The sequence below is a fragment of the Enterobacter sp. UPMP2061 genome (assembly GCF_053709615.1).
This window is the reverse complement of sequence record NZ_JBSKJP010000016.1, coordinates 1-18865: the sequence shown is the minus strand read 5'-3', so window position 1 is coordinate 18865 and position 18865 is coordinate 1. Positions and strand designations below refer to the sequence as shown.

Here is an 18865-nt window from a genome sequence, read left to right as displayed (position 1 = left end):
GGAAGGTACGGGACGTCTAAATAGTGTATTCTTTTTATCAGGTTAAAGGAGACGTGAATGACAGTGAAAAACCAGGAACTTATCGCAGCAGGATTCACCAGTAAGGATATCGAGCGAATCAAACGTCACCAGGCGACGGGGGACTCGCTGGATAAGGTTCTGAAAGATCTGGCCGGCTATTTCCTGTCGGTAGCCTGGATCACCGGCGGGATGGCCATCATCACCCTGCTCACCGCGTTCTTTGGCAGCGCCAGCCATCTTATATCCTGCGTGGTTGCCGTCGTCTTTCTCCTGATTGTGCTGCTTCTGGTGATGCCGGTCAGACTTGGCTATAAATCATGGAAGCTGATGAGATCTCATATCAGCGACTCCGGTCATCACGGGTAAGGAGTTCAAGTACTACCTTTGCACCGACCCCCCATCCCAGAACCTTCATCGTCAGTTTGCCCGGAGACATGGTTTCCACCTTGCGGTAATAGTCTCCGGGAAGATAACGGAAAAGACGCCAGGCCTCAGCTTTCCCGGTCAGACCAAACACACCATAAACGCTGGCTGCAAGCGTGGTTGCATTAAAGATCCCCAGGCCGACATCGCGGCTGAAGCCCATAAACTCCGCTACGGACATGGCGCCGTCCGCAAGGATCCCCTCTGAAGCAGGTTCATTCAGGAACTGACGGGCTGCCTCCCGTGATACCGTATTAAGGGCATCACCGACCAGAACGGCACCGGCAAGCATACCAGCAGGCGTCATCGTTGCGATCATAACACCGCCAAACACGGCCTGAACGCCGGCGAGAACGACCTTAATCCCGGATATGAAGTATCCGACAATTTTATTCTGCTCTGTTACATACTGAATTTCAGCGTAGATTCGGGCATAACCGGTTTTCAGCATGCGCGACTGTTCAAGCAGGAACTCATTCTCAGCCCTGAGGTTCTTCAGGCAGGCAATGCATTCTTCATCGCTCCTTGCTCTTCTCGCCGCGTCAAACTGTTGCATGACAACCTGTCTTATTTCATCCACGAATTTCAGACGAGTCAGTGAATCACTGAGGTGCATGGCCGCGACGGTATTTGCGGTATTCACAAGCTTTCGGGCTTCCAGATTGATCATTGTATCAGCCCACTGACGCTGGCTCTGCCCGGGAAAAAGCGCGATATCCATTACATATTCCTTATCTGTCGTCAGGACAAGAAGCCATTAGCCTGCCTGTCTCAAATATTGCAGCTGCGCGCCAGGACTTCACGTCTTCAGTTTTCTTACCGTCAACATACCAGTGGAGCCCGTCGGTATTTATTCGCTCAAAAAGAAAAGACATATCCCACACGTGTTCAGGGATTAACGTTCCTTCCCCCGCCAGAATACCGGCCGTGATGGAGTGATTACCTCCCCGAACAAAACCAATGCGCCAGGGCAGCCAGAGTTCAACATAATGATTAGTACGATCCTGCTGCCATACTCTTCCTTTTGCCGTACCAATCCGGGACACATTATCGATATAACGGGAAAGACTCCACGGCCAGGGAAGAACCATATCACTGGCCAGAGAAAGCGGGTAATCTTCTGGATTAACTTCTCCCGCCTTCATACGGCTATAGTCCTGAACCTCTGTGATGGCATTAAAGAAAAATGCCCCGGGTGTCAAATCCGGACGGGCATCGGTTCCTTCTTCTGCCACCGCGAGCAGGAAATCACTCTGCAAAGGGCGGACCATAGCGCGAATCAAATCCGGCAAAGCCTGGACCGGAAGCGAAGACGCAACCGACAGCAGATGTTCAAAATTATTCTTAGCCGTGGTGAGCCTGCTGCACTTCCTGTTCCCTTTCCAGAACACAATTCTTCTCCCGGTGTTCACTCAGCCAGCTATGCCAGTCGTCAGATCCGTATTCGATTTTGTCAATAATCCCCACTGCACTGGTATCAAATATCACGGTAGTTGTACCGTGAAGATAGCTGTCCGTAAATATACCTTCCCAGTCATAAATGCCCTGGATACCACAATTCAGGTACAGGCGGATCATTTCATCTGAATCCACATGCCTGTTACCCACATAAAACATACGCCCTTTGTAAGTGCTGTAATGAGGCTCGCGCAGGGCATGCCAGTCCCAGCCTTTACTGAGTTGGCTACTGATGCTGATAGGAAGTCCATCTCTCAGACGTGCCGCGATATCGGGCTGCTCTGCGAGCGGCAGCCGGTGATTAGCGATAATCGCCCCGGAGTTCAGTTCACACCGGCAAACCAGTGGCTGTCCGGGATTTCTGTTTTTGAATAACGCATGATTGCTGGCTCCTTTAAAATTATCCGTAAACCAGCAGGCATCGATGTTACCGGACTCACCAGTTCCCTTGTATGCCACATCAAACTCATCAAACCGCTGTCTTGTTCCGTGGAAAAGCTGCATTACTGGTACCTCCAGTCAGACAGTATTGAGGATGAGGATCTCATTGATCATAAACGTAGAATAATTATGCCGCCTGGCTACATGGAGGCGCCAGCAGATGTTAACTATGAAAATGAAGGTCAGTGGCGCCGTCACCCGGCAAAGCCGGTAACGCAGCTGGCAGATTCTGATGTTAGAAGGCCGAGCAGCGCGCAGGCATTCAGAAAATGCGCCGCAGGCGCATGAAGGCGCCCTCATGAACTAAATATTGCACTTTCGTAAATGGCGCCGTAACCCGGCGAAGCCGGTTACATTATTGATAGGTCCCACCAATCCATCCCTTCCCCCTGCTAAGCCATAACCCGCTTTCAGCGTTCACAGAATTCGATGTGCGCCGTCGGAGTGGTCACGACAAGGCGTAGCCGCAGTCGGGGCGTATCTCCGCGTTAGCGGGCCTGTAGGACCGCTTACGGGCGTGTTACACAGAACTTGGCAGCAGAATGTATTTAAGCGACTCAGATCCTAGTTACAACATCCATCATTAAAAGCGATGTCTTCCGGCCCTTTGGGCCGGGTGGCTGCGCTTTTCAGTGGTGGGTTTATGTGCGGAGCTGAGGATACAGGAGATCGATGGTCGGCCATTGGCACTTTGTAACTTATTGCACCCTGCCCGCCATTTTTGGCGGGTGCTAGCTCCAGGCGCAGAGCGCCTGAACCGAACCGGCGCGGACAACGTCCGCTGCAAGGGCGGGCGTTATACACATGTCCACAGGACAGGTGTCGAATAGGTTTTATTTTTAAAAGTAAGTAATAACTGAAGTTTAAAAGAAAGTAGATCGGGGGTTTAAAAGGAACATCGTGGTTTGTAAAAATTCCATTTAGTGGTTTGAACGCTATCCTTCCAGTGGATTGAAGAGAAACCCTCTTGTAGTTTGTGTGGATAACTAGAAGAGCAAAGAAAAGTGGTGAAACTTTGGGCGAGCGGTCACAGAAATGTGTGGTCAACAACGTTCGGATTTTAGTTAAGTTAATTCACACCGATGTCGGCTGGGCGTGTTTGTCATTCCGGTGCCAACCGGTGGGCGGAAACAGGGACTGGATCAGGTGAAAACGGCAATAAATGCCGAAAAGCGGGCAGGCGTAGATCGGTGCCAGGGCACCAGGTCATGGAGGCTGTATTAGCAGGCGTCAGGTTGTGACCAGTAATGCATCACCGAGTCGAGCATAATGGCCACGCGAGAGCTTCATTCGATCCGTGACGCGACGTTCTATCTCCGCGCGCACCGCATCAAGACTGCCGAAGAAACGGCCCTTCCTGATTTCTTTCTGGATCTGCAGCCGAACCAGCTCCTCGATCTCTTTGCGTGTTCGAGGAGCATCCTTACGCGCTCTGTGCCGTTTCATGCCGTGTTCATAACGAGACTTATGGTACTGACGGAAGCGTTCACGAACGAATGACCAGGCCGCACTGATAAGTTCATCAGCACCGGCGCGTGGCAGACCTTTCTTCTCACGCTGTTTATTCTCCCACTCGATACGGCTGCGACGCGCAGCAGCAACGGCTTCTTCAGATACCCCCAGCACCTGCCACATCAACGGGGTGAAGGTGATATCAGTGGGAATGTTGCAGCCAATTTCTTTATCGTATTCGGTGTTATAGGTAATGAGGTTCAGCTGGGCGAGAAACTTCAGGGCGCCCGTCAGACGGGTGATCGACAGACGTTTTTTTTCCGTGGCCAGTCCGCAGCGAATACTCATCGTAGTGAGCGATGAACCAACGCGATTAGCCAGGGGATTAAAATAATGGCACATTGCCTGAACAGCAGCTTCCAGAGCCCGAATGCGTAACACTGGCGGGCGCTTTTTGCGCTCACCACGGGCGATCAGCATAGCAACCAGTGCCTGAAACTCTGCACGCTCAGTGAAGCCAACTGCTTTCTCGCGAATTTTTTCACAGAACGGTAGGGTTTTCTTTCCCTTTTCAGGAATGAATTCTGGATTCGGGTTTTTTACCTGACGGTAAAGTGTAGTGGCTTCAGATTTCTGCTTACTCACCACTTCCTGCGCTTATGTTGCACAGAAGGAGTAAGCACGGAATCTCTTGTCTTTTTTCGCGCACGGGTTATACTCCCATACAGAAGCAACAACTTCTGCATGATTTGTTAAGGACCCCGTTAATCTCGCGATGCCGCCAAGTATCTAAGATTATCGGGGTTTTTGCTTTTCTGGGCTTTACTAACTAACCACCCAGAACCTGCCACCTTCTTCGGCGTGACAACCTAATTAATTCATTTAGAACAATAAGTTCTCCGACTTTATCACCACAACAATGCTGGATCAATTTTTAGGATCTCTCCGGCAGCAGGATCAAACATCACCTCTGGAGCGATGCGCCTCTGCGTCTCGTTTTAAGCTTTCGAAAAGCTCAAGTGGTACAAGATAAAACGCCGGCGCGCTACGGTTCAGAATAGCAATAGCATCACCCTCTGCTGACTCGACAGTCCCTAACGGATCCCTTTTGAACTCCGTGATACCAGCGACTTTCGTGCAATGTATCGGATGTGCCATAACTCCTCCTGATTTACAGATAGCACCTACGAATTATAGTATCGTAGCATACAATCAGACACTTAAAAGCATCATTAACTAATATTATGATCGCAGATCAAATCCAGTTAAGTGATGGCTTACATGATATAGTACATCAACACACAAAATATACCTCTAAATTTCAAATACATACGGCTATTAGTGGATGATGTCTAAACTCGTTTCTTCAAAAAAAAGTTCCAACTCGCTCCTCAGGTCTTAAACCTGATATCCAACAGCAGAGAACCTATGACAATCAAGAACGGCAATCTGCAGTATGTAGCGGTAAACCAGGCTTTTCTTCGATTATTGAAACTCCCCAACGATTATCCAATTGTAGGAAAAACATTAGACCAACTCCCTACCTCCTTAGCTTACCTCTCGCAGCGGATACATAAGCAGGAGGAACTCGTTATGGAACATGAAGATAAGTTTTCTTCAATCGTTACGCATCCAATAGGTGAGAGCAACTCTATACATGCTCTCTGCTTCGAATCCCGCCCCTATTACGACGATGATGGGATCTGCTCAGGAACTATGCTTCAAGTTAGGCCTGTTGATATTTTTGGACCAGACAGCTTGCTATCGGGAGACGTTCCAAAATCGTTGGTATACAGGGTACCGTCCGAGATTTTCACTAATGCTGAATGGGAAGCTATCTTCTTAATCTCTCTAAAATACAGCAGGAAAATGATGTCTCGGATATTAGGAACCTCTCTTAAAGCGGTAGAACACAGAATCAGCCGATGCCTGCAGAAAACCGGAACCTCGTCTGGATCCGAGCTTTTAGACTTTTGCAAAAAGAATAACTGGGATGCATATGTTCCCCCTCGCTTCTTAAAGCCGCGGTTTCGACTATTCAGAGCTGCTCCTGATGCGTATCTAGTTGACTCATCACGAAGCAGACAGTAGTCTTCAAATGTCACAGTAAATCCTGTGATCGGGCGTGAGAACCCGCATCTACACGTGCACACAGACACGCACATGCGTGTTTTTTTGTGTACTGAACCAGCACATCTTCTTAATGGCGGTTCAGGTAGGGCAACCGTAAGGTTGGCCGGTACCGTGTAGGCCGGTTTCTCACCCCTGCCTGGGCTGCCACCAGAGCGTGAGAACTCCTTGGTAGCCGACATAGCAACTACACGGGAGCATCATCTATGATGTGCAAGAACCTATCAAAAACCTCTACATCCCCCTTAGCAAATGAACCTGGCTTTATAGGCCTCGCTGCAAAAGCTCACCCTTATCAGAACTCCTTCGCCCATACCAGATGTCGCGACAAGTTCCATGGGGTTTCTCCCCATTAAGGGAGATGCATATTACGCGTAAATTTACTACGTATAGATTTGCTAGGGGACTTAACGATGATTAATGACAACACTATTAACGCCCTGCATAGCGTATTTCCTGAGCTTTCCAGAAAACAGTTAGAAATCGTTACTCTGTATGCTCACGGTAATGCATATGAAACCATCGCTGACATTTGCAATATCTCTGTTGAGACAGTTCGCTCACATCTAAAGCGAAGTACTAAGGCGCTGAACTTAAAAAGTAACGATGCAATGCGTGCAGTTATATTGTCACGCTCTTACTTTTTCATGATTTCATTGATGATCACAAATCAATCAAAAATTGCACCCTAACGGGTGCAATTTTAGGATTTGGACTATTTACACTTTACATCATTTTGAAGTGATACAAAAATACGCACAGATCCTTAAGTATTGCCGCCAATTTTACTTAAGGGTCTAATCTACAAGAGCATCCTGAGGCATGAGAGCTTCCCAATAACAGCATTCAGACTTAAGTGTTTGTTCGTAAGACTGTTTTGTTATCATGTTTGAGTATGTTCGACCCCGTTGAACTTTGAATTATCCCGCTATGGATCAATTCTGCGCGAAGCGTTCAAAAAATGAATATTGAGACTGTATGTAACCAACAATGGTATCTTGCTCTCTATATTACGGGGGGCAAAAACCGCGAGAATTTATTTGACTGGCTTCACGACCGGAGAGTTACTCCTTGGACGCCATTATCCTTAACTCAAATACGACGTGCGGATGCACCGCATGTTTTCAGAAAAAGGGTCTCTGCTGTATTTCCAGGATATTTCTTCCTTAAAGCCAATTTCGAATTCCAAAAAATTGATACCATTCGGGCGCATTCAGCGTTTTGCGATTTTGTGAAGTTCGGCAGTCAAATCACTCCCGTTAATACAAGAGTGGTTGAAGCATTAATGAAAAAATACCCCGACCCTACTCACCATCCAGCGGCCAGAGCTGAACTCGAAGCTGCATCAGATATCTGGCTAACGAAAAGTCAGTACAAACGTTTAACTCAGCTGGAAAAAATTGAACACCCCATATCCCGGACAGCAATGTTGTTCGATATGATTACCCATGCTAATGCATGGGGATTTTGAGATGTACTTAGACCGAAGCCTCTTTTGCTGGCCATAACCAGTTTTCATCCCTTTCCTTTAGTTCCCCCTTTTTATGGGGGCTTTTTTTCCTCCTTTTTCTGGCAATGACGTCTGGGCTGGTCCTGCCCGATGAACATCCTCTGTTCCTATAACCGGCCTGCACTCAGGCTTCCTTCATTCTGGCGGAATGAAGGTACAGACGTCATTGCCAGAAACTGAACCATAGAGAGACATACCATGCAATCCACCCAGGAACAGGTCAGCCATCTCTTGTGGTGCATTCTCGTTGCCTTACGCACGGCAGTCGAAAACCACCACATAACCTCAGAACGTGGCAAACGAAAATTCATCACTGAATGGCTAGGCGGGGCACGAAGAATACCTACGTTCAAAGGAATGGGTAGTGAATTTATGACTATCCGGCAATTACTTGATACCGAAAAAAACCGCCCCATCGATGCCGTACTGACTGCACTATGGACCAATTCTGTATCAACCGGAAACTGTGATCTTTTTCGGTTTCGGGCTGTCCTGAATTCACTTCTCGGACTCGGGTGGAAACACTGCCTTTGCCCCTGGCCAGAACAGGTTGTTACCGAAATCATGGAGCGTCAACGCACTCGAAAAAACCACATCCTGCAACTCACACGTATGGAAGAAGCATTTACCGCAACAGGCTCAATGACTTCACCTGTCACATTTCAACTCCTGCTGAAGCAAAATGAGGACGATGAAGTGGAAAAGTCTTTCTATCTCGATCGTTTCTCTGTTGTTCGAGGCCGTGACACCTCGCTGTCTAAAGCCACTTTACGCACTCTCTATATCGGACATAGCACCCTGCCGGAATCCGCCTGGGGAGCATGGGGAGATCGCGAAGGTGTCGGCAGCGGTAATCTCTGGCGGCCAGACCTTCACTGACCGAAAACAAAAGGAACAAACCATGAAGTTTCGCCCATTCTCCCGGGGCGTCAGCGTGCATAAAATTGCCCTGCCCCTGTTAATACCGTCACTATTAAGCAGCTGTACGGGATTTCAAAATCGAAACGTCGCACCAGATACACCTGCGCTCGTGTTTGTCGACGGTCAGATCAGCGAAAGCGCTGATATAATCACACAGACACAGCGGCGGGTAGCACCTCCGGCCGCAACACCTGTTCCCGTACGACAGCCGACTACCGCAGCGTTGGCACCACAGACCTCCCCCTTACCGAAACCTACGATACTGGCATCTTCAGCAAGGCAATCCGGATCACCAGTCCCAATAGTGAACACATCATTGCCAGCACTTACGTATATTGGCACACCTGGTCCCGTTGCTGTTCTGTCATTATCCCCAGCACGAAGTCTCACCCTTGAACAGTGGGTCAGACGCATCATTCCGACAGGCTGGGCATTGAACTATGAAAATGCCCTGCGCCCTGTCCTGAATACCCGCATCGTCTCGGTCGACACCAATGACCAGTGGACCAGGGTGCTCAATCGTTTGCTGGCCGAGCAATCAATTCAGGCGCAGGTGGACTGGAATCGTCATGCCGTCACACTGCAGCGAAAGGGGCAATCCGTTCAGTTAACATCCCCTGCACCGTCCACTGAAAACCACACAACTCCTACTCAAGCAACTGGCGCACCGAGAAACCCGTTCAGCAGCCCGGATAAAGCCCAACCCGTAGCTCCGCCAACGGTTAAAGCCAGTCCGGCCCCTGTAACGACTAAACCAGCGCAGACACCGATAGCGGTGGTGAAATCACAGCAAGTCATCGGGCAACCAGTCGCACCTGTGGTTCAGGGCAAAAGCTGGACGGCACCGGCTGGAACAACTCTACGAGAAATGCTGATGAAGTGGGCACAGGATACCCGCTGTGAATCTGGTGCCTCGCCACACTGGACGGTTATATGGCCAGTATCCGTGACGGATTACCGGCTTGATGCGCCACTGACGTTCCGCGGCTCATTTGAAACTATGCTCGGCCAAATGTTCGATCTTTACCGGACGGCACAGAAGCCGCTTTATGCTGAAGCTTCCCGGATGCAGTGCGTGGTATCGGTCAATGACACGCCGGCAGGTCGATGATGGGCTGGGTCATACTGGCCATCGGCATGATATTTTTCCTGATCGCCGGTGATATAGATTCGCAACGCAATCAGAGCAGTCGGGCCGCAATACAAACGCAAAACGGCCAGCTTTATGCTTCCCAGTTTCTTACCATCGCTAACCGTGTTAATGACTGGCGTTACAAGACTGGTCAAAAGGACGGCACCATCCCTGCCGACCAGTTGGGTCTTCCCTTCCCCCCCGACAGTCGAATCCAGTACCGGTTACTTCAGAGTAGATTGTGGATCTGGATGCCGGAACAACCTGGACTCGTTGATGCGTTACGGGCACAGAGTCGCGGTTCGGCACTTATCGGCACCATGAGAAGTGGCCAGCTAATCTGGCTTTCCGGTCTTGCCACCGGACTCACGGCACCACAGGGCGTTCCTGAAGGCGCCGTGGTTTACCTCAACTAATCCGGATTTTCCCCATGAAGAAAACCCTTTTGCGGCGCCTGCTGATGGCGTCCTGCTTTGCCATGCTCGCAGGTTGTACCTTCTCTGAAATCAACAAAATGCAGACCAAGGCACAATCTGACGCCACGGTAGCCCGCGCGCAGGCGCAGCTGCCACGAACACAACACCAACAACCACTGACCTGGACGGACCGGCAGTGGATTAACCCTAGCCCCATTCCTGTAGCCGTACGTGAAAGGAACCGTCAGGCTCCGTCCTGTAATATCACCCAGGCAAAAAACAACATTACGCTGCAGGAGCTGGCACAACGCATCACCGCGCTGTGCGGCACACCAGTTATCTTTACTCCTGATGCCATTGATATCAGCCAGAGTAACGTCAGCACCGGCGTCACGCGACAGATGAGTGGCTCACTACCACCACCCGATGACAGCGGTCGGACACCACTGGCAAGCCTGGGGGGCGTAACCTCTCCGCAAACAAGCGGAACCAGCCAGCCCCTGAACCTTACCGGATTGATGTGGCAGGGAGATTTGGGTGGGCTTCTGGATCTGATGGCCAGCCGTAGCGGTCTCTATTGGCGGATGGATAATGGCACCATCGTGTTTTACCTGATGGAGACCCGGACCTATTCGTTGGCCATGCTGAACACAAAAACGTCCAGCACATCGAGCGTCAGCTCAGGAACAACCAGCAGTATGGGAGCCACCAGTGGCACAGATAACTCCGCCTCCGGTGAATCCACCACATCACAGAGCACAACCACCGGCCAGGAATACGATTTGTATGCTGACCTGCGCAAAGCTGTGGAGTCCATGCTGACTCCGAACAAAGGCCGCTACTGGCTGTCCTCGTCCAGCTCCTCACTGATCGTAACGGACACTCCGTCTGTACAGGCAGCCGTGGCACGCTATGTGAACGAGCAGAATCTCATCATGAACCGGCAGGTTGCTCTGAATGTTGAAGTTCTGAGCGTCGGTAACTCACGAAACGAAGACTTCCGGATTGACTGGAATCTGGTCTACAAGTCGCTACATACCGCGGGCGCTACCCTTAACAACGCTACTGGGGATCTCACTGGCGGCATTTCTGCCGGCGCGTCCATTCTTGATACAGCTACCGGTAATGCGGCGAAGTTTGCTGGCTCAAGCCTGCTGCTGAAAGCTCTATCAGAACAGGGCGATGTCAGCGTCGTAACCTCTCAGTCCAGTACCGTGACTAACCTGACGCCCGTGCCTATCCAGATGGCAGATCAGACGGTCTATGTGGCACAGTCGGCTACAACTACCACCACGGATGTCGGCGCAACCACAACTCTTACTCCAGGGATGATTACCACCGGCTTCAACATGACCCTGCTGCCGTTGATTCAGGAAACGGGTAATGTTCAGCTGCAGGTGAACTTCAATCTGTCAGATCCGCCGACCATACGTAACTTCACGTCAAAAGACGGTAACTCTTACATCGAGATGCCATATACCAAACTGCGCTCTCTTAGCCAGAAGGCAAATCTCCGCGCCGGGCAGTCGCTGATCCTCACAGGTTTTGATCAGAACAATACCTCCGTCAATAAATCCGGCACCTTCACGCCAGGGAACCCGCTCCTGGGCGGGAGTCAGTCAGGTAAAAACGAGCGGACCACTCTGGTCATCGTGATCACACCGACATTCCCGCAGAGTTCCGGAGGCTGAAATGAATGATGAGGCTTACCTGTTTACAATTCGGGATGGAAAATCCCGCAGCCGTTACTGGCTGGCGGGAATGGACTGGGCCCCAAAGGAAAGACAGAAATTCAGGCTCCCGTCCTTTCAACTGAAAAAAGCACGGCATGCCAGAACAGGTGGTGTTGGCGTTCACACCTCAACTGGACAGATAAATGGACGGAACAGGCAGCAACTGGTCGCGGGGAGTGGTCTATTGCCGGCCCGCCATCGCCGTCATCAACTTTTTTCGCTGGCACTTGCGTTCTGTGCCGGAACACGAAATGGCTACGGTATTTACCGACTGAACAGCACCGATTTCGTGTTCCTGGCCAGCATTAATGGTTTGCCTGCCGTCACAGCCGATAAAACGGGTGGCGCCGACAAAATGGAATCACTGCTGACACTTTTTCAGAGCATGAACGAACCGCCCGTGGAAGGGTGGGACTGTCTTGCTACATTGGACAATCCCCTGGATGCCAGCAGCCTGATTGACGGACTATCTGTACGCAGGCGACAGCAATGCCGTGTGCATGTCGATGGACTGCAGAAACAGCGATGGTTGATGTTATTCGCGGCAACTCTGATGGGAGCCGGTGCCATTGCATGGTGGCATGCAGCGACACCACCTGAGGAGCCGATGCTTTCCGCCGAAGAAATCCAGGCCAGGGCGCGTGCAATGTTCGTCAGTCAGGCAAAACCTCAGGTCTTACCTCATCCCTGGGCACGAGAAGTCACAGCTCAGGCATTGATCGACGATTGTCAGAGGAAAACCGATCCAGCGCTACACGTTCTGGAAAGCTGGAAACTGGCGTCCGGAACCTGTTCTCCTGATGGGATAACTCTTTTGTACCAGATTATGCCCGGAGGCACAGTCGAAGGGTTTCTGGCACGCAGTCAGGAGGTCTTCGGCGTCACGCCGGTATTCAATCTTAAGGAAGGGGGACGGGAGGCCCGAATTACACTTCCGCCCCCAGAAAGGCCACTCAGAGATGAAGTCGTGCCTGACAGCTCATCGCAGCTCATACGAATCCTCTCCTGGTTCCAGCGTCAGCAGTTAACACTCAACATTACCGATGTAGTCATGCCTCCAACCTTACCGGGATCAAACGGGGAACCACCTCCTGTGCAGGACTGGCAGGAATATGCGTTTAGTTTCTCCGCGGCCCTCCCCTCCATCATCTTATTCGATGGTCTGGATGAAACAGGTATCCGACTTACGCGTTTAAGATTCGAGCTGAACGGAAGCGCGTTCAGCTATACCACTGAAGGTAAAATTTATGCGTCAGCAAAATAACTTTCTGCGACAGGCGACAATCTGGCTTCTGCTGCCAGTATTCAGTTCATTACCCGCTCTGGCTTCTCAGTCCACTAACCAGCAAGTATCACTGCCAGACGGGAACCAGGCAGCCGGGGTGACGAAAGGACAGCTTGAACAGCTGCATATCCGGAACATCATTCTTCAGGCTGAAGTTCAGGGGGCACAACTGCAGCGCCAGCTGGAGGAAAATCAATCTGGCGGCGCCACCTCTGCCCCCGCCCTCCCCGGTGCCATAGTCGGCGATACTTCACTGCCCGGTCAACCTGCGCGCTCAGTTGCCGTGAATAACCGCCCTGTCGTGCTGGAAATTAACGGCCGGGACAAAAACCTCCGCGCCACACTGCAACTGCCATCAGGACAGTCACTGGTTGTATCACCGGGGAACCGTATCCCAGGGATGGAGAGTACCGTCAGGAGTATTACGCTTGCCGGTGTAACACTCAGCGATGGCACGCTGCTTGCCTTCGGAGATTAACCATGAGCGCTATTACTGCAGAATCTCTCCTGCTGTTTGATGACGGAGATAAGAAAGAAATCCTCATCGACACCAACCAGCGAGGCGATCCCGGTGTACAGGCCGCACTGATGGATTTAATGAACAAGCATCCAGGGATCAAACATCGGTTTGTCACTCTCTCCGACTTACGTGAGGCGCGGAAAAAGCAGGCTTCTCAACCTCAGGCCAGCGATAAAGCAGGTTTGACGCTGGCAGACCTGGGCGGAGACAGCAGCCACAGTGAACAACGGATACTGAACTATTTCTCAGTGGCCAGAAAGCTCGGCTCCTCAGATATTCACTTCCTGATTTCAGATTCACTCTTCCAGGTCAAAATGAGGGTCCACGGCTATTTACATGTGGTGGATGAACGTCAGCGAGACGAAGGTATGTCCCTCTGTGCTACCTGCATTCTCTCCATGTCGGATGTATCAGAAACCAGTTTCTACCCACATCGTGAACAGGATGCACGACTCTCTCCGGCCATGATGCGGAAAATAGGCCTGTTTGGTGCCCGCTACAGTCATCGTCCAACTGGTGATGGGCTGATTGCGGTTATGCGCCTTATCCCGGATGACGGCAACAACGTACCTGACTTCCTGCAGCTGGGATATCTGCCCGATCAAATCAAGCTACTGAAACGCATGATTGACCGCCCCGAAGGGAAGATAATTCTCTCGGGACCTACCGGTTCTGGTAAATCCACCACGCTGCGTACTGCCTGCCGTGTATACCTCGATACCAACCCCGGGCAACACCTTCTTACCATTGAAGACCCGCTTGAGGGACAGGTCGTAGGTGCCGTTCAGACGCCGATCATCTGCGACAAATCAGATGAAGAAGCAGTACGTATCGCCTGGGGAAAAGCCATCTCGTCAGCGCTGCGACTGGATCCGGACGCTATCATGGAGGGCGAAATGCGCGATCTTGTATCGATGCTGGCCACCATTTATGCCGCCCAGACCGGACACCTGGTAATGACCACCCTGCACACCAACTCAGCACTCGGCATCCCGGAGCGTATGGTTACGCTCGGCGTTAACGAAAATCTGTTGTGTGATGCCCAGCTTTTGATTGGGCTCATCAGTCAGCGTCTGGTACCCACGCTATGTCCGGAATGTCGTATATCCTGGGAGGATAAGGTCGCAACCCTGAGTGGCGAGGAAAAGGACTGGCTGGAGAAATACTGCAATATTGAAGGCGTCTGTTCGACCGACAAGCTCTATTTCCATAACCCTGCCGGGTGTGAAGCGTGCACACAGGTGGTGGAGATAAACGGTCAGGTTCGTGGCAAAGTCGGTCAGGGTATCAGGGGACGTACCGTCATTGCAGAGGTTATCGAGACCAATAACCGTCTTTTTAAGCTGCTGAAAACTGACGGCAAGGTCGCGGCTCGCCAATTCTGGATAAACAACATGCAGGGGATCAGCCGTGTCCGGCACGTCCTGCATAAAATCAACGACGGATTAGTCGACCCGTTGATGGCAAACCGTATCATTCCACTTGATGAAGATGAACGGCTGGAGGTGGATGATGCGTGAAATGCACCTCCTGAAACGAATCCGATATAACCTGGTTCGCAAGACGTTCAGCGGTCAATACCGTGTTCAGTTCTATGATGCACTTCGGTTTCTGATTGAAAACCGGCAGAAATTGAAGCCTTCACTGGAGAAAATGCGCAATGCATGGACGAACTTCGGCCAGAAGTGGCACCCCTACGCTGAGCTAACGGACGACTGTATTGACGCCTTAAGGGAAAACAGCGGGGAGAAAACACTGGAGCGTACGCTCTCCCGGTGGCTACCGCCCGCAGAAGCATCCGTCATCAGCGCTGGTATACGCAGTGAGTCACTTCCACGCGCGCTGCGATACGCGTGTGCCCTGACCAGTGCCGGTAAGCGCATCCGCGCCGCGGTATGGCAGATGGCTATTTACCCGATTGGCTTCACCATTATGATGGCCAGTTCCCTCTTTGTACTGAATACCGAGCTACTTCCTACGCTGAGAGAGTTCAGCCCCCCAGAGAACTGGACCGGTGCGCTCGGCTTTCTTTTCGGTGTCTCGGAGTTTTTCAGTGAATATGGCGTAATAACCGGCATTGCTGCCACCGCGTTGATTATCTGGACAATCTGGTCACTCCCTCGCTGGTACCGTCCCGATAGGCTTCGCCGGTCTTTTGACGGAGTCATGCCTTGGTCAGTTTACAAAGATATCCAGGGTGCGACCTTCCTGCTTAACATCGGTGCACTTTTGCAGTCTGGCGTCAAAACCAAAGATGCGCTGGAGATCCTGCAGGAAACCGCCTCGCCCTGGCTATCTGTGCGTATCGAAGCGATTACCGATCACGTCCGTGAAGGTAAACATTTCGGACTAGCCCTGAAAGACTGCGGATATGACTTCCCGTCGCAGGAAGCGGCGAACTTTCTCTCCCTTCTGCAGGGTGACGGTGATGATGAAATCATCATTAACTACGGCCAGCGCTGGCTTGAGCAAACCCTGGTACGTGTCGCAAAACGAGCTGTCAGTGTCCGTGCACTCATGTTCTTGGCAATGATCATGATGCTTGTGCTTCTGGTCCTTGTCGTTATGGATATCTATGCCCTTAACAACTCGTCGGGCGCTTTTTAATTGAGGAAAAACCATGCAATACAATACTGAATCTGTCTCTCAAGTAACAAAACAGACCAAACCTGTAACTGCACACCGCGGCTGGGGGTTTATGGAACAAGGTTCTATCGCGCTTATCGTCATGGTGGTTATTGCTGCTGTCTTCGGTGGTTACTACCTCTTGCGCAATAGCGTCAGTGTGGGCAAGGAATCGTCGAACATCCAGTCACTTATCTCCAGCACCCAAAACATGCTTAAAGGGGGAGACGGGTATACCTTCTCTTCCGGAGCTAAAATGGTAGGCGCGCTAATTCAGATGGGGGCCTATCCAAAAACTATGACTGTACGAGGAACGGCCTCTTCCGGCAGCGCCACGCTGTACAACGGATGGGGAGGAGCGGTGACACTGTCACCTGTAACTGTCTCAGGTTTTTCCAACGGGTTCTCACTGACCTACGAAATGGTTCCTCAGAATGCCTGCGTCTCACTCGCCACGCAGCTCAGTCGCGCCAGAATTGCAGATGCCATCACCGTCAACTCCACGGCGCACAGTGACGGTATCGTGACTACCGAGCAAGCCAGCGCACAATGCACGGCTGACAACGGGAGCACCGGTACCAACAAGTTGATCTTCACGCTCAACAGCTAAGGAGACGATATGAGGAGGGAACGCATTCTCTCCTGCAGCCTGGCAATGACCCTGTTCATTTTGTCCTTTTCCTCAGACCCACTGATGGCCAGTCCGAACTCCCCGCCTGCTAACTTTGATGCCTGCTTTAACAATGCCGGTGCACGATATCAGATCGAGCCACTGCTGCTTAAGGCAGTGGCCAAAGGGGAGTCCTCGTTCCGTCCATGGGTCACAAACACCAACCGGGATAAAAAGGGCAATCCGGTCAGCACGGATTATGGGTTGATGCAAATTAACTCAACCCATGTGCCGAAGCTCGTCCGGATGGGTGTCATCCAGGGTGCAGAAGACCTGCTGAAGCGCCCCTGTCTGAACATTCAGATAGGGGCATGGATCTTGGCTAAACACTTTCAGGTATGTGGTGTGACCTGGAATTGTCTCGGGTCTTACAACGCTGGATTCCGTAAGGATCGGCACGAAACCCGTGAACAGTATGCCAACCGTATCTGGGGGTTCTATCTGGAGCTGAAAGGTCTTCGAGTCTGCCGGCAGGTGAAAGGAAAGCGAATATGCGAACCATCATAGTCACCAGTCTGGCTACAGCATGGAGTCTGCCGTTACTACTTGGGTTTGCGCTCATGGGCAGAGGTATGATGTGGCGCGTCCTCGACTTTCTGGAGGGAAATACTTTTGATGTTAAGGATCGGAAAACTCCTCTGACGGCAGGGATATGGCTTTTCGCTACTTTCGGTATGTTCGCAGCTCTAGCACCGGCGCCTGTTGCTGATCGTGCTGCAACCATAGCGATGATGGCTTTCCTGCTTCAGGCCGGTATCACCGACGCAGTCAGTGGATACTTGCCACGCACTTTCACTGTACGTCTGTTACTTGGTGGACTTCTCTGGGGTGCAGCATCCGACGTTTCGGCTGAAGGTATATTCACGCAACTGCTGGAGGTCGCGATAACAGGCTGTTTGATGTTATTGCTGAGTGCCCTGATAAATCGGGGCGCTCAGCGTCTTGGCCAAGGAGATTTATGGCTTATAACAGGCCTGACAGCATGGATAGGAGGAAAAGATGCAGCATTGGTCACTTTGGCTGGGACAGCAGCCTTTGTTCTTTGGCTGTTAACCTGGCATTTGTCCGGTAAAAAAGAGGGGCCACTGGGTCCCTGGCTTTGTCTTAGCGGAAGTGTCTTCCAGCTAACTCATCTGTATCAACCTGTATGGATATCAATTCTATGAAAAAGATTGATCGTGGCTGGGCGAATCTTGATGTCGCTCTGTCGCTCATAGTTGTGATGGCAATGGCCGTCTTTGGGCTCACTAAATACAAAGATTGGCAACAGGAAAAAAACTGGCAGGTTGAAGCCGCCCATATCAGTACCTATGCAGCAGCTGCACGGGGATACGTCGGTCGTAACTACGCCACGCTGTTAAGCGCAACCAGTACCACCGCGCCAACAGTGATCACCACGGCCATGCTTAAAAATACCGGTTTCCTGCCGTCCGGTTTCACCGAAACAAACAGCCAGGGCCAGCGTATGAACACTTATCTGGTCAGAAACGGGCAAAACACAGAGTTACTGCAGGGCATGGTGGTATCCAGCGGCGGAAGTGTATACCCGGCCAAAGCATTAAGGCTAATCTCAAGAGATATCAAAACCGGCTTCGGGGGATACATTGATGACAGTAAAACCGCCACCGGTGCATTGCGGACATGGAAAATTCTGCTAAGCAGCTACGGAGCCACCTCCGGTAACGGGCACATTGCAGTGCTTCTCTCAACAGATGAGTTGTCTGGCGCCCAGGAGGACAACGACAGGTTATATCGTTTTCAGGTAAATGGCCGCCCTGACCTTAATAAAATGCACACAGCAATCGACATGGGGGGAAATAACCTCAACAGTGTCGGTACCATTAATGGACAGACCGGAACATTCAGCGGGAACGTAAGTGGTTTAAACGGTATTTTTTCACAGAATATTACAGCGGGAGCGCAGGTAAAAGGAGCCACAGTTCGTGCTGACAGCGACGTCAGCGCCGGGCGCAATATTTCGGCAACAAACGAGGTATCAGGTGCCACAGTGAAAGCTACTGGCAACCTTTCAGCTGGCGGTGTTTTGCAACTGGGTCAGGTCAACGTTGCAGGTATGGCATGTTACCCAAACGGGCTGATAAGTCGTGATGCCAGTGGTGGCATACTT

Annotated in this window: 20 protein-coding genes; 16 read left to right on the top strand and 4 right to left on the bottom strand. The window is 51.2% G+C overall.

The window, feature by feature from the left end; all coding sequences use genetic code 11:
* Positions 1-57: 57 nt before the first annotated feature.
* The gene (locus tag ACWKXX_RS20555) at positions 58-387 is read left to right on the top strand and encodes a hypothetical protein (protein ID WP_172689622.1); all 330 of its coding nucleotides are present in this window, start codon (positions 58-60) and stop codon (positions 385-387) included.
* Here ACWKXX_RS20555 and ACWKXX_RS20550 read toward each other — a convergent pair.
* The 4 genes from ACWKXX_RS20550 to repA form a co-directional block, all read right to left on the bottom strand.
* Positions 362-1165 carry a DUF4225 domain-containing protein gene (locus ACWKXX_RS20550; protein WP_332942520.1) on the bottom strand — a complete coding sequence of 268 codons (804 nt, stop codon included), beginning with the start codon at positions 1163-1165 and terminating at the stop codon, positions 362-364. The genes ACWKXX_RS20555 and ACWKXX_RS20550 overlap by 26 nt on opposite strands.
* A 10-nt stretch (positions 1166-1175) precedes the next feature.
* Complete coding sequence (locus ACWKXX_RS20545) at positions 1176-1835, bottom strand: DUF6710 family protein (RefSeq protein WP_284950953.1); 660 nt, start codon at positions 1833-1835, stop codon at positions 1176-1178.
* Positions 1789-2406 (bottom strand): hypothetical protein, encoded by a 618-nt coding sequence (locus ACWKXX_RS20540; RefSeq protein ID WP_454540855.1) that lies wholly within the window; start codon positions 2404-2406, stop codon positions 1789-1791. The genes ACWKXX_RS20545 and ACWKXX_RS20540 overlap by 47 nt, the downstream gene beginning before the upstream one ends.
* 1167 nt (positions 2407-3573) lie before the next feature.
* On the bottom strand, positions 3574-4440 hold the full coding sequence (gene repA / locus ACWKXX_RS20535) for a plasmid replication initiator RepA (protein ID WP_454540854.1): 867 nt from the start codon (positions 4438-4440) through the stop codon (positions 3574-3576).
* Positions 4441-5199: 759 nt separating this feature from the next.
* Here repA and ACWKXX_RS20530 point away from each other — a divergent pair.
* The 15 genes from ACWKXX_RS20530 to pilV form a co-directional block, all read left to right on the top strand.
* Positions 5200-5886: a helix-turn-helix transcriptional regulator gene (locus tag ACWKXX_RS20530; RefSeq protein WP_369794052.1), complete on the top strand. Its 687-nt coding sequence runs from the start codon at positions 5200-5202 to the stop codon at positions 5884-5886.
* 452 nt (positions 5887-6338) lie between these two features.
* A complete protein-coding gene (locus tag ACWKXX_RS20525) occupies positions 6339-6617 on the top strand; it encodes a helix-turn-helix transcriptional regulator (protein ID WP_075262554.1) in 279 nt (92 codons plus the stop codon).
* A gap of 269 nt (positions 6618-6886) precedes the next feature.
* Entirely contained in the window at positions 6887-7396 is a 510-nt protein-coding gene (locus ACWKXX_RS20520; protein WP_048210026.1) for a transcription termination/antitermination NusG family protein, read from the top strand.
* 237 nt (positions 7397-7633) lie between these two features.
* Entirely contained in the window at positions 7634-8314 is a 681-nt protein-coding gene (locus tag ACWKXX_RS20515) for a hypothetical protein (RefSeq protein WP_236901762.1), read from the top strand.
* Positions 8315-8789: 475 nt separating this feature from the next.
* Entirely contained in the window at positions 8790-9467 is a 678-nt protein-coding gene (locus ACWKXX_RS20510) for a TcpQ domain-containing protein (RefSeq protein ID WP_332942522.1), read from the top strand.
* Complete coding sequence (pilM, locus tag ACWKXX_RS20505; protein ID WP_454540853.1) at positions 9464-9904, top strand: type IV pilus biogenesis protein PilM; 441 nt, start codon at positions 9464-9466, stop codon at positions 9902-9904. Before ACWKXX_RS20510 ends, pilM begins: the two co-directional genes overlap by 4 nt.
* Positions 9905-9918: 14 nt before the next feature.
* A complete protein-coding gene (pilN, locus tag ACWKXX_RS20500) occupies positions 9919-11595 on the top strand; it encodes a PilN family type IVB pilus formation outer membrane protein (RefSeq protein ID WP_048210024.1) in 1677 nt (558 codons plus the stop codon).
* A 1-nt stretch (position 11596) separates the two neighbouring features.
* The gene (pilO2, locus tag ACWKXX_RS20495; protein WP_454540852.1) at positions 11597-12901 is read left to right on the top strand and encodes a type 4b pilus protein PilO2; all 1305 of its coding nucleotides are present in this window, start codon (positions 11597-11599) and stop codon (positions 12899-12901) included.
* Positions 12885-13400: a type IV pilus biogenesis protein PilP gene (pilP, locus tag ACWKXX_RS20490; RefSeq protein ID WP_172689565.1), complete on the top strand. Its 516-nt coding sequence runs from the start codon at positions 12885-12887 to the stop codon at positions 13398-13400. The genes pilO2 and pilP overlap by 17 nt, the downstream gene beginning before the upstream one ends.
* A 2-nt stretch (positions 13401-13402) precedes the next feature.
* The gene (locus tag ACWKXX_RS20485; RefSeq protein WP_332942523.1) at positions 13403-14962 is read left to right on the top strand and encodes an ATPase, T2SS/T4P/T4SS family; all 1560 of its coding nucleotides are present in this window, start codon (positions 13403-13405) and stop codon (positions 14960-14962) included.
* On the top strand, positions 14955-16049 hold the full coding sequence (locus ACWKXX_RS20480) for a type II secretion system F family protein (protein ID WP_172689627.1): 1095 nt from the start codon (positions 14955-14957) through the stop codon (positions 16047-16049). Before ACWKXX_RS20485 ends, ACWKXX_RS20480 begins: the two co-directional genes overlap by 8 nt.
* Positions 16050-16062: 13 nt before the next feature.
* Positions 16063-16677, top strand: coding sequence for a type 4 pilus major pilin (locus ACWKXX_RS20475; RefSeq protein WP_172689567.1), 615 nt, complete (start codon positions 16063-16065; stop codon positions 16675-16677).
* Between the two features lie 9 nt (positions 16678-16686).
* Positions 16687-17244 (top strand): lytic transglycosylase domain-containing protein, encoded by a 558-nt coding sequence (locus ACWKXX_RS20470; protein ID WP_454540851.1) that lies wholly within the window; start codon positions 16687-16689, stop codon positions 17242-17244.
* Complete coding sequence (locus ACWKXX_RS20465) at positions 17229-17903, top strand: prepilin peptidase (protein WP_454540850.1); 675 nt, start codon at positions 17229-17231, stop codon at positions 17901-17903. Before ACWKXX_RS20470 ends, ACWKXX_RS20465 begins: the two co-directional genes overlap by 16 nt.
* A partial coding sequence (gene pilV / locus ACWKXX_RS20460; RefSeq protein ID WP_454540849.1) for a shufflon system plasmid conjugative transfer pilus tip adhesin PilV occupies positions 17900-18865 on the top strand: 966 nt, incomplete at its 3' end. The genes ACWKXX_RS20465 and pilV, both read left to right, overlap by 4 nt.

Coding starts and splice junctions, on each gene's coding strand:
- pilN (WP_048210024.1), top strand. CDS start 9,919: ATGAAGAAAACCCTTTTGCGGCGCCTGCTGATGGCGTCCTGCTTTGCC.
- ACWKXX_RS20520 (WP_048210026.1), top strand. CDS start 6,887: ATGAATATTGAGACTGTATGTAACCAACAATGGTATCTTGCTCTCTAT.
- ACWKXX_RS20550 (WP_332942520.1), bottom strand. CDS start 1,165: ATGGATATCGCGCTTTTTCCCGGGCAGAGCCAGCGTCAGTGGGCTGAT.
- ACWKXX_RS20525 (WP_075262554.1), top strand. CDS start 6,339: ATGATTAATGACAACACTATTAACGCCCTGCATAGCGTATTTCCTGAG.
- ACWKXX_RS20470 (WP_454540851.1), top strand. CDS start 16,687: ATGAGGAGGGAACGCATTCTCTCCTGCAGCCTGGCAATGACCCTGTTC.
- ACWKXX_RS20485 (WP_332942523.1), top strand. CDS start 13,403: ATGAGCGCTATTACTGCAGAATCTCTCCTGCTGTTTGATGACGGAGAT.
- pilM (WP_454540853.1), top strand. CDS start 9,464: ATGATGGGCTGGGTCATACTGGCCATCGGCATGATATTTTTCCTGATC.
- pilO2 (WP_454540852.1), top strand. CDS start 11,597: ATGAATGATGAGGCTTACCTGTTTACAATTCGGGATGGAAAATCCCGC.
- pilP (WP_172689565.1), top strand. CDS start 12,885: ATGCGTCAGCAAAATAACTTTCTGCGACAGGCGACAATCTGGCTTCTG.
- ACWKXX_RS20555 (WP_172689622.1), top strand. CDS start 58: ATGACAGTGAAAAACCAGGAACTTATCGCAGCAGGATTCACCAGTAAG.
- ACWKXX_RS20540 (WP_454540855.1), bottom strand. CDS start 2,406: ATGCAGCTTTTCCACGGAACAAGACAGCGGTTTGATGAGTTTGATGTG.
- ACWKXX_RS20465 (WP_454540850.1), top strand. CDS start 17,229: ATGCGAACCATCATAGTCACCAGTCTGGCTACAGCATGGAGTCTGCCG.
- ACWKXX_RS20480 (WP_172689627.1), top strand. CDS start 14,955: ATGCGTGAAATGCACCTCCTGAAACGAATCCGATATAACCTGGTTCGC.
- ACWKXX_RS20515 (WP_236901762.1), top strand. CDS start 7,634: ATGCAATCCACCCAGGAACAGGTCAGCCATCTCTTGTGGTGCATTCTC.
- ACWKXX_RS20475 (WP_172689567.1), top strand. CDS start 16,063: ATGCAATACAATACTGAATCTGTCTCTCAAGTAACAAAACAGACCAAA.